The following is a 14352-nucleotide window of genomic DNA, read 5'->3' as shown; positions in this document are numbered from 1 at the left end:
GGGACAACCGGCGCGCCCTGAGGAGGGCATTGTGACCATCCGCGTCGGTATCAACGGCTTCGGTCGTATCGGACGGAACTTCTACCGCGCCATCGTCGAGTCGGGCGCCGACATCGAGATCGTCGGCGTGAACGACCTCACGGACAACAAGACGCTCGCGCACCTGCTCAAGTACGACACGGTCCTCGGCCGTTTCCCGCTGAGCGTGGACTTCGACGACGACAACATCGTCGTCGACGGCAAGAAGATCCGTGCGCTCGCGGAGCGCGACCCGGCGAACCTCCCCTGGGGCGAGCTCGGCGCCGACATCGTCATCGAGTCGACCGGCTTCTTCACCGACGCGACCAAGGCGAAGGCGCACATCGACGCCGGCGCCAAGAAGGTCATCATCTCGGCCCCGGCCAAGAACGAGGACGCCACGTTCGTCATGGGCGTGAACTCGGACCAGTACGACCCGGCCGCGCACCACATCATCTCGAACGCGTCGTGCACCACGAACTGCCTCGCCCCGCTGGCCAAGGCGCTCAACGACTCGATCGGCATCGAGCGTGGTCTCATGACCACGATCCACGCCTACACAGGTGACCAGAACCTCCAGGACGGCCCGCACCGCGACCTGCGTCGTGCCCGCGCCGCCGCGCAGAACATCGTCCCGACCTCGACCGGTGCGGCCAAGGCCGTGTCGCTCGTCCTGCCCGAGCTCAAGGGCAAGCTGGACGGCTACGCGCTGCGCGTCCCGGTCATCACGGGCTCGGCGACGGACCTCACCTTCACCGCCTCGCGCGAGGTCACGGTCGACGAGGTCAACGCCGCGCTCAAGGCGGCGGCCGAGGGCCCGCTCAAGGGCATCCTCGAGTACGTCGACGACGAGATCGTGTCGAGCGACATCGTCACCAACCCGCACCAGAGCATCTTCGACTCGAAGCTCACGAAGGTGATCGGCGACCAGGTCAAGGTCGTCTCCTGGTACGACAACGAGTGGGGCTACTCGAACAGCCTCGTCGCGCTGACCGCCCTGGTCGGCGAGAAGCTCTGAGCCACCTGCTGACGCAGCACATCCCTGCGTAGCACCATGCGTCCGCGTGCGCGTCCCGGCACCGCCCGGTGACGCGCACGCGGACGTCCTCATGTGCGGGCCGGGCCGGCTGCCGGCAGGCGTCCCGCACGACGGCGACAGAACCGTAGGAGACCGCATGAAGACCATCGACTCCCTGGGCGACCTGCGCGGCAAGCGCGTCCTCGTCCGCTCCGACTTCAACGTCCCGCTCGACGGGACGACCATCACGGACGACGGGCGCATCCGCGCCGCGCTCCCGACGCTGAAGAAGCTGACGGACGCGGGCGCGAAGGTGATCGTCACCGCGCACCTCGGCCGCCCCAAGGGCGAGCCGGACCCGAAGTACTCCCTCGCGCCCGTCGCGGCCCGCCTGGGCGAGCTGCTCGGCGTGCCGGTGCACCTGGCGCAGGACGTCGTCGGCGACTCGGCGCGCGAGACGGTCGCCGCGCTCGGCGACGGCGAGGTCGCGCTGCTGGAGAACATCCGGTTCGACCCGCGCGAGACGTCGAAGGACGACGCGGAGCGCCAGGCGCTCGCCCGCGACCTCGCGCAGCTCGCGGACGTCTTCGTCTCCGACGGCTTCGGCGTCGTGCACCGCAAGCAGGCGTCGGTCTACGACGTCGCGCAGGTGCTCCCGTCCGCGGTGGGCGAGCTCGTCCTCAAGGAGGTCGACTCGCTGCGCAAGGCGACGGAGGACCCGCAGCGCCCCTACGCGGTCGTGCTCGGCGGCTCGAAGGTCTCCGACAAGCTGGGCGTCATCGCGAACCTGCTCACCAAGGCGGACCGCCTGCTCATCGGCGGCGGCATGGTGTTCACGTTCCTCGCGGCGAAGGGCTACGGCGTCGGGAAGTCCCTCCTCGAGGAGGACCAGATCGACACGGTCAAGGGCTACCTCGCGGACGCGGAGAAGAACGGCGTCGAGATCGTCCTGCCGACGGACATCGTGGTGGCCGACGCGTTCGCCGCGGACTCGCCGCACGAGGTCGTCGCCGCGGACGCGATCCCGTCCGACAAGATCGGCCTCGACATCGGCCCCGAGTCGGCCAAGCTCTTCGCGAGCAAGATCGTCGACGCGAAGACCGTCGTCTGGAACGGCCCCGCCGGCGTGTTCGAGTTCGAGGCGTTCTCGGGCGGGACGCGCGCCGTGGCCCAGGCCCTGGTCGACGCGACGGCGAACGGCGCGTTCACCATCGTCGGCGGCGGCGACTCGGCCGCCGCGGTCCGCATCCTCGGCTTCGACGAGGCGGGCTTCAGCCACATCTCGACCGGTGGCGGCGCGAGCCTCGAGTTCCTCGAGGGCAAGGACCTGCCGGGGATCTCCGTCCTCGAGGGCTGACCGCCCCCCGTACCCCTCCGCGCCGCCCGCTCCCGCGGGCGGCGCGGGCCCCACAGAGAGAAGAAGGACCCGTGGCGAACACCCGCACCCCGCTCATGGCGGGCAACTGGAAGATGAACCTGGACCACCACCAGGCGACCCACACCGTGCAGAAGCTCGCGTGGACCCTCAAGGACGCGAAGCACGACTACGCGGCCGTCGAGGTCGCCGTGCTGCCGCCGTTCACCGACCTCCGGTCGGTGCAGACGCTCGTGGACGCGGACAAGCTCGAGCTCAAGTACGGCGCGCAGGACGTCTCGGCGCACGCCGAGGGCGCGTACACGGGCGAGATCTCGGCGTCGATGCTGGCCAAGCTCGGCGTGAGCTACGTCGCCATCGGGCACTCAGAGCGCCGCCAGTACCACGGCGAGACCGACGCCCTGGTGAACGAGAAGATCGTCGCCGCCGTGGGTCAGGGCATCGCCCCGATCCTGTGCGTGGGCGAGGGCCTGGACGTGCGCAAGGCTGGCGAGCAGATCCCCTACACGCTCGCCCAGGTCGAGGGCGCCCTCGCGGGCATCCCCGCCCCCCAGCTCGCGACGCTCGTCATCGCGTACGAGCCCGTGTGGGCCATCGGCACGGGCGAGGTCGCGACGCCCGAGGACGCCCAGGAGGTCTGCGGTGCGATCCGCGGCGCCCTCGGCGACCTGTACGACGCGGACCTCGCGAACGCGACGCGCGTCCTGTACGGCGGCTCGGTGAAGTCGTCGAACGTGGCCGCGATCATGGCCCAGCCGGACGTCGACGGCGCGCTCGTCGGCGGCGCGAGCCTCGACCCCGAGGAGTTCGCGAAGATCGCGCGCTACCAGTCGCACGCGACCGGCGCCTGACCTCCGCCTCGCACCCCGCACCGACGGCCCCGGGACCGCGTCCCGGGGCCGTCGGCCGCCGTCCGGGGACGACGGCGGACGGGGTTGGCCGCGGCGGCCCCACGTCGCCTACTCTTGTCCCCTGTGCCGCGGGTCACGCCCGCGCACGACAACCGTGCGGTCGGTCCCGACATCGGTCGGGCCGGCCCTGAGCCTCAAGGACGTACTCGTGGACGTGCTGCGCATCATCCTCCAGATCCTGCTGGTGCTGACCAGCGCCTTCCTCACCCTGCTCGTGCTCATGCACAAGGGGAAGGGTGGCGGCCTCTCCGACATGTTCGGCGGCGGGATCTCGAGCTCCGTGGGCAGCTCCGGCGTCGCCGAGCGCAACCTCAACCGCATCACCGTGGCGTTCGCCCTCGTCTGGGCCGTCGTCATCGTGCTCCTGGGTCTCCTCCAGAAGGTCGTCTGACCGCACGCGCCCACCGGGGCGTCGTCGGGACGGCAGGAGAGTCCGCAGTCGGCAGGGGGCAAGCCGCGCACGGTCGCGCGGTCCGGGCAGGAACGAGTGCCGACGGCGGCACGGACGGGGGAGAGAGCACGTGGCAGGTGGTAACGCGATCCGAGGGTCGCGCGTCGGGGCGGGACCGCTCGGGGAGTCGGAGCGCGGCGAGATCGCGCCGCGCTTCTGGGTGTCGTACTGGTGCGCCAACGGCCACGAGACGCGACCCAGCTTCTCGTCGGAGGCGGGCATCGAGGCGCCGGAGACCTGGGACTGCCCGCGGTGCGGGTTCCCGGCCGGTCAGGACCAGGAGCACCCGCCGTCGCCGTCGCGCAACGAGCCCTACAAGACGCACCTCGCGTACGTGAAGGAGCGGCGCAGCGACGAGGACGGCGTCGCGATCCTCGACGAGGCGCTCGCCGCGCTGCGCGCCCGCCGCGGCCGCTGAACCCGGCCGGGACGGTCCGGGTAGCGGCTCAGCCGCGCACGCGCGCGAGCACGAAGCCGTCGTAGCCCTTGGACCCGACGGTCTGCACGGCCGTGGCGTCGAGGCGCGGGTCCGCGACGACGCGATCCGCCATCTCCCGCACGCCGAGCACGTTCGGGTCGGTGCTCGCCGCGTCCGCGACGGCCCCGCCGCGGACGGTGTTGTCCACGACGAGGAGCGTCCCGGGGCGCGAGAGCCGCAGCGCGAGGTCGAGGTAGACCGGGTTCGAGGGCTTGTCGGCGTCGACGAACACGAGGTCGAACGGCGCGGCGCCGTCCGCGACGAGCCCTCGCAGCGTGTCCGCGGCCGGTCCGACGACGACGTCCACCGTTCCGGAGAGCCCGGCCGCGGCCAGGGACTCGCGCGCGACGGCGGCGTGGGCCGGGTCGATCTCGCACGTGACGAGCGTGCCGTCGGCGGGAAGGGCCCGGGCGAGCCAGATCGTCGAGTAGCCGCCCAGGGTGCCGACCTCGAGGATGCGCCGCGCGCCCGACGCGAGCGCGAGGAGCTGCAGCAGCCGACCCTGGGCGGGGGAGACCTGGATCTCGGGGAGACCGGCGTCCCGGGCGCGCGCCGACGCGGCGGCGAGCACGTCGTCCTCGGCCACCAGGGGCGCGAAGTACGCGTCGACGGCGTCCCACGTGGCCGCGGGGTCCGCCGGGTGCTCGCCGCCGGTCGTCACGCGCGACCCTCGTCCGTCTCGGTCGGGGTCCCGGTGCCGGCCGCGGCGACGTCGACGAGCCACAGCGTGGCCTCCGTCCCCGCGACCGCGGCGGCCGGGGTCTCGCGCGTCGGCGCGCCGGCGAGCGCCGACGCGACCGCGGGCGCCTTCTCGGCTCCCGCCGCGACGACCCACACCTGACGGGCCCGCGCGATCGCCTCGAACGTCAGCGTGACGCGCTCGGGCGGCGGCTTGGGGGAGCCGTGGACGCCCGCCGTCGGGGTGCCCGTGACGTCGAGCCCGGGGTGGTCCGGGAAGAGCGACGCGACGTGGCCGTCGGGGCCCATGCCGAGCAGCAGGACGTCGAAGGCCGGGACCCGCTCGCCGTCCGGCGCGTGCTCCGCGAGCGTCGCCGCGTACGCGGTCGCCGACTCCTCGGGGGTCGCGGCCGCGTCCGCGGCCGGCATCGGGTGCACGTTCTCGGGCGGGAGGTGCGGCAGGTGGTCGAGCAGCGCCGCGCGCGCCTGCGTCTCGTTGCGCTCGCCGTCGCCGCACGCGAGGAAGCGCTCGTCGCCCCACCACACGTGCACGCCGGACCAGTCGACGGCGTCGCGCGCGGGATGGCGCGCGAGCGCGGCCAGGCTCGCGATCCCGACGGTCCCGCCCGTCAGCACGACGTGCACGGGGCGGCGGACCGACTGCACGTCGAGCAGGCGGGTCACGAGCCGCGACGCCACCGCCTCGGCGAGCACGCCGGCGTCGGGGTGCACGACGACCAGGCGCGCCGGGGTGCCCGGCCCCGCGGCGGTCACGCGCCCTCCTTCTGCAGGCCCTTGGTGAGCACCTCGCCGTAGATCTCGTCGGGGTCCAGCCGGCGCAGCTCCTCGATGAGGGCCTCGCTGAGCGTCCGGATGGGCAGCGCGACGCGGCGGTCGGGCTTGCCCGGCTGGCTGATCGTCACCGTGCGGCCGTCGGGGCGGTCGAGGACGATCGGCCCGCTCTTGCGCTCGAGCGTCACGCGCGTGATCGCCTCGGCACCGCGCCGTCGCACCACCTGCGCCGGGCAGCGCAGTCGCGAGCCCAGCCACGCGGCGAGCAGGTCGAGCGACGTGTGCTTCGCCTGGCCCTCGACGACGACGCTCGTCACCGGCTCGTAGGGCGGCTGGTCGAGCGCCGCGGCGATGAGGCCGCGCCACAGCGTCACGCGGGCCCACGCGAGGTCGGAGTCGCCCGGGCCGTACGTCTGCGCGAGCTGCGCGAGCGTCGCCTCGGGGTCCTTCGCCGTGATCGAGTCGGTGATGCGCCGCTGCGCCATGGCGCCGACCGGGTCGTCGTCGGGGGACGCGGGCGGCTGGCCCGGCCACCACACGACGATGGGCGCGTCGGGCAGCAGGAGCGGCATGACGAGCGTGTCCGCGTGCTCGAGCAGCGGCCCGGCGGTGCGGAGCACGACCACCTCGGACGCGCCCGCGTCGCCGCCGACGCGGATCTGCGCGTCGAGGTGCGGCGTCGCGCTGCGCCCGGACGGCGCGACGACGATGACGCGGCACGGGTGCTCGCGGCTCGCGTCGTTCGCGGCCTCGATCGACGTCTCGACGTCGGACTCGCGCGCGATGACGACGAGCGTGAGGACGCGGCCCAGCGCGATCGCGCCGCCCTCGTCGCGCAGGCGCACGAGGCGCTTGTTCACCGCGTTCGTCGTCGTGTCGGGCAGGTCGATGATCATCGCGGGGTCCTCGCCGGTCGGAGGGTCGTGCCGCGTACCGGCGCACGACGGGGTCGGGGGGTCTCTCGGGTGCGCGCGGCCCGCTCGGCGGGCGCCGGGGCGCTCACGGGCGCCGCCAGGCGCGGCCGTCGCGCGCGAGCATCGCGTCGGCGGACTCCGGCCCCCACGTGCCCGACCGGTACGGCTCGGGCTTGCCCTTCGCGGCCCAGTGCGCGGTGATCGGGTCGAGGATCTTCCAGGAGAGCTCGACCTCCTCGCGCGTGGGGAACAGCGGCGGGTCGCCGAGCAGGACGTCGAGGATGAGGCGCTCGTACGCCTCCGGCGACGACTCCGTGAACGCGTGCCCGTAGCCGAAGTCCATCGTCACGTCGCGGACCTCCATCGCGGTGCCCGGGACCTTGGCGCCGAAGCGCATCGTCACGCCCTCGTCCGGCTGGACGCGGATCACGAGCGCGTTGTTCCCGAGGTCCGACGCCTGCGAGCTCTCGAACGGCAGGTGCGGGGCCTTCTTGAACACGACGGCGACCTCGGTCACGCGGCGCCCGAGGCGCTTGCCCGTGCGCAGGTAGAAGGGGACGCCCGCCCAGCGGCGGTTGTCGATGTCGACGCGGACCGCCGCGTACGTCTCCGTGGTGGAGGTGTCGGGGATGCCGTCCTCCTCGAGGAAGCCGATGACCTCCTCGCCGCCCTGCCAGCCGGCGGCGTACTGCCCGCGGGCCGTGTGCCGGGACAGCTCGCGCGGCAGCCGCACGGCGGAGAGCGCCTTGATCTTCTCGGCCCGCAGCGAGGGCGCGTCGAACGACACCGGCTCCTCCATCGCGACGAGCGCGAGCAGCTGGAGCAGGTGGTTCTGGATGACGTCGCGCGCGGCGCCGATGCCGTCGTAGTAGCCGGCGCGGCCCCCGATGCCGATGTCCTCGGCCATCGTGATCTGCACGTGGTCGACGTAGTTCGCGTTCCAGATGGGCTCGAACATCTGGTTGGCGAAGCGCAGGGCGAGGAGGTTCTGGACCGTCTCCTTGCCGAGGTAGTGGTCGATGCGGAAGACCGAGTCGGGCGGGAAGACCTCCGACACGACGGCGTCGAGCTCGCGCGCGCTCGCGAGGTCGTGGCCGAACGGCTTCTCGATGACCACGCGCCGCCACGCGTCCTCCGCCGAGCGGGACAGCCCCGACTCGGCGAGCTGGCGGCACACGACGGGGAACGCGCTCGGCGGGACCGACAGGTAGAACGCGTGGTTGCCGCCCGTGCCGCGCTCGGCGTCGAGCGTCTCGACCGTCTCGCGCAGGCGCTCGAACGCCTCGTCGTCGTCGAACGAGCCCTGGACGAACCGGATGCCCTCGGAGAGCTGGCGCCACGTCGCCTCGCGGAACGGCGTGCGCGCGTGCTCCTTGACGGCGTCGTGCACGACCTGCGCGAAGTCCTGGTCCTCCCAGTCGCGGCGCGCGAAGCCCGTGAGCGCGAAGCCCGGGGGGAGCAGGCCGCGGTTGGCGAGGTCGTAGACGGCGGGCATGAGCTTCTTGCGGGCGAGGTCGCCCGTGACGCCGAAGATGACGAGCCCGCACGGGCCCGCGATCCGGGGCAGGCGCAGGTCGAGGGGGTCGCGCAGAGGGTTGTGCTCTGGCGTGATCTTGGCCGGTCTCACCTGGTGGCACCGTTCCGTTCGGGGAGGGGTCGGAGGACTGCAGAAGGGCTTGGGCGTCTGCGGATCATAGGGGCGTCGCGACGGGGTGCGCCGCCGTTCCCGCAGGTCGGACGCGCGGCCGGGACGCCGGCCGCGCGCCGGAGGTCAGGAGGAGGCGAGGCGGCGGAGGTTGTCGCGCGTCGTGGCGAGGAGCTCGGTCCAGCTGTCCTCGAACTTGCGCACGCCCTCGGCCTCGAGGCGGTCGGTGACCTCGACGAGGGAGACGCCGAACGACTCGACGGTCTCGATCGTGCGCCGCGACGCGGTCGCCGTGCCGGTGACCGTGTCGCCCGTCACGACGCCGTGGTCCGCGAACGCCTGGAGCGTCGCCTCGGGCATGGTGTTCACGACGCCGTCCGTGACGAGCTCGTCGACGTACATCGTGTCGCGGTACTCGGGGTTCTTCACGCCCGTCGAGGCCCACAGGGGACGCTGGGGCTGCGCGCCGGACGCGACGAGCGAGCGCCAGCGGTCCGTCTGGCGGAACTCCTCGTAGGCCTCGAACGCGAGGCGCGCGTTCGCGACGGCGGTCTGCCCGCGCAGGTCGAGCGCCTCGGGCGTCCCGACCTTCTCGAGCGCGGCGTCCACCGCGGTGTCGACGCGCGAGACGAAGAACGAGGCGACGGAGCCCACGGGCGCAAGGTCGACGCCGTCGGCGCGCGCCTGCTCCAGCCCGATCGCGAACGCCTCCATGACCGCGCGGTAGCGCGCGAGGGAGAAGATGAGGGTCACGTTGACGCTGATGCCCTGCGCGAGCGTGCGCGTGATCGCGTCGAGGCCCGCGACCGTCGCCGGGATCTTGATGTAGACGTTCGGGCGGTCGATCGTGCGCCACAGGCGCTCCGCCGTGACGACCGTCGCGTCGGCGTCGTGGGCGAGGCGCGGGTCGACCTCGATCGAGACGCGCCCGTCGACGCCGTCGGTGGCGTCGTAGACGGGGCGCAGGAGGTCGGCGGCGGCGCGAACGTCGTCGGTCGTGATGCGCTCGACGGCGGCCTCCACGGCCGCGTCGTCGGTGCCCGCGGCCGCGAGGTCGGCGAGCTGGGCGTCGTAGGCGTCGCCCTTCGCGAGCGCCGACGCGAAGATCGTGGGGTTCGTGGTCACGCCGACGACGCCGCGCGTCGCCACCAGCTCGGCGAGGTTGCCGGTGCGCAGCCGTTCTCGGGAGAGGTCGTCGAGCCAGATCGACACGCCCGCTCCCGTGAGCTGCTCGATGGGGCCGGGGACGGTGGTGGGCTGCGTCATCGGACTTCCTCTCGTGGTGCTCTCGCTGCGGACGTGCGCCCGGGTCGCCGCTCGTGGCGGTCGTCCGGGGTGTCCCGAGGTGGGGCCGCGTGCACGGCCCCACCTCGGAATCTACGAAGGGTCAGCGCAGGTCGCCAGTGCCGCCCTCCGAGGGAGTGGGCTCGGCGCCCGGGGCGTCGCCGCCGCGCGCCGCGGCGATCGACTCGCGCGCCGCCGTCGCGACGGCCTCGGACGTGATGCCGAACTCGCGGTACAGCACCTGGTAGTCCGCGGACGCGCCGTAGTGCTCGAGGCTCACGGAGCGGCCGGCGTCGCCGACGAGCTCGCGCCAGCCCTGCGCGACGCCCGCCTCGACCGAGACGCGCGCGCGGACGGCGGGCGGCAGGACCGACTCGCGGTAGGCGTCGTCCTGGCCGTCGAACCACTCGCGGCTCGGCAGCGACACGACGCGCGCCTGCACGCCCTCGGCCGCGAGGATCTCGCGCGCCTCGACGGCGAGCTGCACCTCGGAGCCGGTGCCGATGAGGATGACGTCCGGCGTGCCCTCGGTGTCGAGCAGCACGTAGCCGCCGCGCGCCGTGCCGGACGCGTCGGCGTAGCCGTCGGTCCCGCGCGGGAACGTCGGCACGTTCTGGCGCGTGAGGATGAGGCCCGCCGGGCGCTCGGTGTTCTCGAGCACGGTGCGCCAGGCCCACGCGGTCTCGTTCGCGTCGGCCGGGCGCACGACGTCGAGGCCCGGGATCGCGCGCAGCGCCGCGAGGTGCTCGACGGGCTGGTGCGTCGGGCCGTCCTCGCCGAGGCCGATCGAGTCGTGCGTCCACACGAACGTCGTCGGGATCTCCATGAGGGCGGCGAGCCGGACGGCGGGACGCATGTAGTCGCTGAACTGGAGGAACGTGCCGCCGTAGGCGCGCGTGCCGCCGTGCAGGACGATGCCGTTGAGGATCGCGCCCATGGCGTGCTCGCGGATGCCGAAGTGCAGCGTGCGGCCGTACTCGTGGCCCGGGAACTTCTTCGTCGCGTGCTCGGCCGGCACGAACGACGGCTCGCCGTCCATCGTCGTGTTGTTCGAGCCCGCGAGGTCGGCGGAGCCGCCCCAGAGCTCGGGCAGCACGTCCTTGAGCGCGGTGAGGACCTTGCCGGACGCGGAGCGCGTCGCGACGGCCTTGCCCGCCTCGAACGTGGGCAGCGCGTCCTCCCAGCCGGCCGGGAGCTCGCGGCGCGAGAGGCGGTCGAGCAGCTCGGCGCCGGACGGGTTGGCGGTCTTCCACGCCTCGAACGCCCGGTCCCAGGCGGCGCGGGCGTCGGCCTGGCGCTCGCCGACGGCGCGCGTGTACGCGAGCACCTCGTCGTCGATCGCGAAGCTCGCCTCGGGGTCGAGGCCGAGCTCGACCTTGAGGCCCTTGATCTCGTCGGCGCCCATGGCGGAGCCGTGGATGCCGCCGGTGTTCTGCTTCGTGGGCGACGGGTACCCGATGATCGTGCGCAGCGCGATGATCGACGGCTTGCCCGTCTCGGCCTTGGCGGCCTCGATCGCGGCGTGCAGCGCGTCGACGTCCTCCGCGTAGCCCGTGCCGCCGTTGGTCCAGTCGACGCGCTGGGTGTGCCAGCCGTACGCGGCGTAGCGCGCGAGGACGTCCTCGGTGAACGCGATGTCCGTGTCGTCCTCGATCGAGATCTTGTTGTCGTCCCAGATCACGACGAGGTTGCCGAGCTGCTGGTGGCCCGCGAGCGAGGAGGCCTCGCTCGTCACGCCCTCCTGCAGGTCGCCGTCGGAGGCGATGACGTAGACGTGGTGGTCGAACGGCGACTCGCCCGGCGTGGTGGACGGGTCGAGCAGGCCGCGCTCGCGGCGCGCCGCGAACGCCATGCCGACCGACGACGCGAGGCCCTGGCCGAGCGGGCCGGTCGTGATCTCGACGCCGCGGGTGTGCTTGTACTCGGGGTGGCCGGGGGTCTTGGAGCCCCACGTGCGCAGCGCCTCGATGTCCTCCATCTCCAGGCCGTACCCGGCGAGGAAGAGCTGGAGGTAGATCGTCAGCGACGAGTGGCCCGCGGAGAGCACGAACCGGTCACGACCCACCCAGTGGTCGTCGGACGGGTCGTGGCGCATGACCTTCTGGAACAGCAGGTACGCGGCGGGGGCCAGCGAGATCGCGGTGCCCGGGTGGCCGTTGCCCACCTTCTCCACGGCGTCGGCGGCGAGCGCCTTGATCGTCTTGACGGCCCGGTCGTCCAGGTCCGTCCAGTCCAGGGGCGTGTGAGCAGGGGACAACGCGTTCACCGAACCTCATTCCCGTCCGGAGCGCGCGCCCCGGATCCTCGCGACAACTCGAAGCAACCGTTGAACATTTCCCGGCCTCGCGCCTCAGGGGGCGGGGCGGCCCGGTGCCCGTCGCGCGGCCCGGAGGCCACGTCCGTGGCGGGCGGTCCGACGCGGGACGGTCGCGGGCACCAGCCTATACGCGTGCGCCGTTCCCGGCCGGGCGGTGCCCACGTGCTGGATTTCGGTCGGATGTCACACAATCGCCCGGCCCGTCCGGTCGGCCCCCGCGCAGGCGGGGACGTACGATGAGCGAGGACGACCGGCGGTCCGTCCCAGCTCGCCCCCCACCTCAGAACGGAACACCGAAGCGCGTGCACACCACGAGCCAGGCACCGATCGACGGGACCGGAAGCCCGTCGAGCGCCGCGTCGACCCAGCAGCCGTCCTCTCCGACGGCCCCCGCGACCTCCGTCGCCCCGACGGCCGAGGTCGCCGGCGCGACCCGCGCGCTGCGCGAGCGGGTCGGCGCCTACGTCGCCCTCACCAAGCCGCGCATCATCGAGCTCCTCCTCGTCACGACGGTCCCGACGATGATCCTGGCGCAGGGCGGGCTGCCGGGCATCGGGCTGATCCTGGCGACGCTCGTCGGCGGCACGCTCGCCGCGGCCTCCGCGAACGTCTACAACTGCTACCTCGACCGCGACATCGACGAGGTCATGAACCGCACCAAACGGCGCCCGCTCGTCACGGGCGAGATCACCCCGCGCGCGGCGCTCGTGTTCGCGACCGTCCTCGGCGTGGTGTCGCTGGTCTGGTTCGCGCTGCTGGTCAACGTCGTGTCCGCGTGGCTGACGTTCGGGGCGATCGCGATCTACGTCGTCGGCTACACGATGATCCTCAAGCGCCGTACTCCGCAGAACATCGTGTGGGGCGGCATCGCGGGCTGCATGCCGGTGCTCATCGGCTGGTCGGCGGTCACGGGCTCGCTGAGCTGGGCGGCGCTCGCGCTGTTCCTCGTCATCTTCTTCTGGACCCCGCCGCACTACTGGCCGCTGTCGATGAAGTTCAAGCGGGACTACGCGAACGCGGGCGTCCCGATGCTCCCCGTCGTCGCGGACGACAGCAGGGTCGCGCGCGAGATGATCCTCTACGGCGTCGCGATGGTCGCCTCGTCCCTCGCGCTGTGGCCGCTCGCCAGCATGACCTGGGTCTACGGCGTCGTGGCCACGGCCCTCGGCGCCTGGTTCCTGACGTCGTGCGTGACGATGCTGCGCCGGGCGCGCGACAAGGCCGACGGCAAGGGCGGCAAGGTGGGGGAGATGAAGGTCTTCCACGCGTCCATCACGTACCTGACCCTGCTCTTCGTCGCGGTGGCGGTCGACGTCTTCCTGCCGCTGTGAGCCCGGCCGTCCCGGCAGGGCAGTGACGCCATGAGCCCCGGCGAGGCCCACGTGCCCGAGGCGCTGGACCGCGCCGCGCGCGAGTACCTGGCGCACCTCGCCGTCGAGCGCGGGCTGTCCGCCAACACGGTCGCGGCCTACCGCCGCGACCTCGCGCGCTACGTCGCGTTCCTCGCGTCGCGCGGCAACCACGCCGTGCGCGACGTCGAGGCGGACGACGTCGCCGACTACGTCACCGCGCTGCGCACCGGGGCCGACGGCGGCGCGCCCCTGTCGCCGTCGTCGACCGCCCGGTCGGTGGCGGCCGTGCGCGGCTGGCACCGCTTCTGCGCGGCCGAGGGCCTGGCCGACGCCGACGCGTCGGCCGACGTCCGTCCGCCCGCCCAGGGCAGGCGGCTGCCGAAGGCCATCTCTACCGACGAGGTCGCACGCATCCTCGAGGCGTCCGGCGTCGGGGACGGGCCCGGCCCCCTGCGCGACCGCGCGCTCCTGGAGCTCGTGTACTCGACCGGCGCGCGCATCACCGAGGCGGTGAGCCTCGACGTCGACGACCTGGACCTCGACAGCGGCGCCGTGCGCCTCCTGGGCAAGGGCGGCAAGGAGCGCGTGGTGCCCGTCGGGTCGTTCGCGCGCCGCGCCCTCGACGCCTACCTCGTGCGCGGGCGCGCCGCGCTCGCCGCGAACGGGCGGGGGACGCCCGCGGTGTTCCTCAACACGCGCGGCGCGCGCCTGTCCCGGCAGAGCGCGTGGGCCGTGCTGCGCACCGCGGCCGAGCGCGCCGGGATCGAGCACCCCGAACGCATCTCGCCGCACACGCTGCGGCACTCGTTCGCGACCCACCTGCTCGCCGGCGGCGCGGACGTGCGCGTCGTGCAGGAGCTGCTGGGCCACGCGTCGGTCACCACGACCCAGATCTACACGCTCGTGACGCCCGACACGCTGCGCGAGGTCTACGCGGCCGCGCACCCCCGCGCGCTGGGCTGATCCCGCGCCGCGACGGGGCCATAGCGCCCCCCGGCACCGCCGCAGCACCGCCGCCAGTACCGCCGCGCCGCGTCGTCCCGGAACGCGGCGCGCGGGCGCGTACGCACGGGACCGGGCGAGGTCCTGCGATACCGTGGCGGACGTGAGCAGCCAGGC

At 73.3% G+C, this 14352-nt stretch carries 13 protein-coding genes; 7 read left to right on the top strand and 6 right to left on the bottom strand.

The annotated features are described in order from the left end of the window. The first annotated feature begins 31 nt into the window (after positions 1–31). The 5 genes from gap (at position 32) to RSE42_RS10075 (ending at position 4191) form a co-directional block, all read left to right on the top strand. Positions 32–1036, top strand: coding sequence for a type I glyceraldehyde-3-phosphate dehydrogenase (gene gap / locus RSE42_RS10095; protein WP_043654032.1), 1005 nt, complete (start codon positions 32–34; stop codon positions 1034–1036). A 157-nt stretch (positions 1037–1193) separates the two neighbouring features. Continuing rightward, on the top strand, positions 1194–2393 hold the full coding sequence (locus RSE42_RS10090; RefSeq protein WP_415296041.1) for a phosphoglycerate kinase: 1200 nt from the start codon (positions 1194–1196) through the stop codon (positions 2391–2393). Between the two features lie 71 nt (positions 2394–2464). Beyond that, on the top strand, positions 2465–3262 hold the full coding sequence (gene tpiA / locus RSE42_RS10085) for a triose-phosphate isomerase (RefSeq protein WP_085387882.1): 798 nt from the start codon (positions 2465–2467) through the stop codon (positions 3260–3262). Positions 3263–3470: 208 nt separating this feature from the next. Continuing rightward, the gene (gene secG, locus RSE42_RS10080) at positions 3471–3713 is read left to right on the top strand and encodes a preprotein translocase subunit SecG (RefSeq protein ID WP_021481808.1); all 243 of its coding nucleotides are present in this window, start codon (positions 3471–3473) and stop codon (positions 3711–3713) included. 130 nt (positions 3714–3843) lie between these two features. Next, a complete protein-coding gene (locus tag RSE42_RS10075; protein WP_415296039.1) occupies positions 3844–4191 on the top strand; it encodes an RNA polymerase-binding protein RbpA in 348 nt (115 codons plus the stop codon). A gap of 28 nt (positions 4192–4219) precedes the next feature. On the opposite strand, the gene RSE42_RS10070 is transcribed toward RSE42_RS10075, so the two are convergent. The 6 genes from RSE42_RS10070 to tkt all read right to left on the bottom strand — a co-directional run bounded on the left by RSE42_RS10070 (position 4220) and on the right by tkt (position 11830). Beyond that, entirely contained in the window at positions 4220–4912 is a 693-nt protein-coding gene (locus tag RSE42_RS10070; RefSeq protein WP_085387883.1) for an O-methyltransferase, read from the bottom strand. Continuing rightward, positions 4909–5703 (bottom strand): 6-phosphogluconolactonase, encoded by a 795-nt coding sequence (pgl, locus tag RSE42_RS10065; protein ID WP_415296037.1) that lies wholly within the window; start codon positions 5701–5703, stop codon positions 4909–4911. The genes RSE42_RS10070 and pgl overlap by 4 nt, the downstream gene beginning before the upstream one ends. Next, positions 5700–6617 (bottom strand): glucose-6-phosphate dehydrogenase assembly protein OpcA, encoded by a 918-nt coding sequence (opcA, locus tag RSE42_RS10060; RefSeq protein ID WP_415296035.1) that lies wholly within the window; start codon positions 6615–6617, stop codon positions 5700–5702. Before opcA ends, pgl begins: the two co-directional genes overlap by 4 nt. A gap of 103 nt (positions 6618–6720) precedes the next feature. Continuing rightward, entirely contained in the window at positions 6721–8262 is a 1542-nt protein-coding gene (gene zwf, locus RSE42_RS10055) for a glucose-6-phosphate dehydrogenase (RefSeq protein ID WP_085387885.1), read from the bottom strand. Between the two features lie 144 nt (positions 8263–8406). Then, positions 8407–9546: a transaldolase gene (gene tal, locus RSE42_RS10050; protein WP_034655764.1), complete on the bottom strand. Its 1140-nt coding sequence runs from the start codon at positions 9544–9546 to the stop codon at positions 8407–8409. A gap of 121 nt (positions 9547–9667) precedes the next feature. Continuing rightward, positions 9668–11830, bottom strand: a complete 2163-nt coding sequence (gene tkt / locus RSE42_RS10045) for a transketolase (protein WP_415296033.1) — start codon at positions 11828–11830, stop codon at positions 9668–9670. 353 nt (positions 11831–12183) lie between these two features. On the opposite strand from tkt, the gene RSE42_RS10040 reads away from it, so the two are divergent. After that, positions 12184–13212: a heme o synthase gene (locus tag RSE42_RS10040; protein ID WP_415296031.1), complete on the top strand. Its 1029-nt coding sequence runs from the start codon at positions 12184–12186 to the stop codon at positions 13210–13212. A 30-nt stretch (positions 13213–13242) separates the two neighbouring features. Then, positions 13243–14196 (top strand): site-specific tyrosine recombinase XerD, encoded by a 954-nt coding sequence (gene xerD / locus RSE42_RS10035; protein WP_085387888.1) that lies wholly within the window; start codon positions 13243–13245, stop codon positions 14194–14196. Positions 14197–14352 lie beyond the last annotated feature (156 nt).

The organism is Cellulosimicrobium sp. SJTW-1 (genome assembly GCF_047716875.1).
Taxonomy (GTDB): domain Bacteria; phylum Actinomycetota; class Actinomycetes; order Actinomycetales; family Cellulomonadaceae; genus Cellulosimicrobium; species Cellulosimicrobium funkei.
The sequence above is the reverse complement of the archived record's forward strand: the minus strand, read 5'-3'. Positions and strand labels throughout refer to the sequence as shown.

Coding starts and splice junctions, on each gene's coding strand:
- RSE42_RS10090 (WP_415296041.1), top strand. CDS start 1,194: ATGAAGACCATCGACTCCCTGGGCGACCTGCGCGGCAAGCGCGTCCTC.
- opcA (WP_415296035.1), bottom strand. CDS start 6,617: ATGATCATCGACCTGCCCGACACGACGACGAACGCGGTGAACAAGCGC.
- tal (WP_034655764.1), bottom strand. CDS start 9,546: ATGACGCAGCCCACCACCGTCCCCGGCCCCATCGAGCAGCTCACGGGA.
- xerD (WP_085387888.1), top strand. CDS start 13,243: ATGAGCCCCGGCGAGGCCCACGTGCCCGAGGCGCTGGACCGCGCCGCG.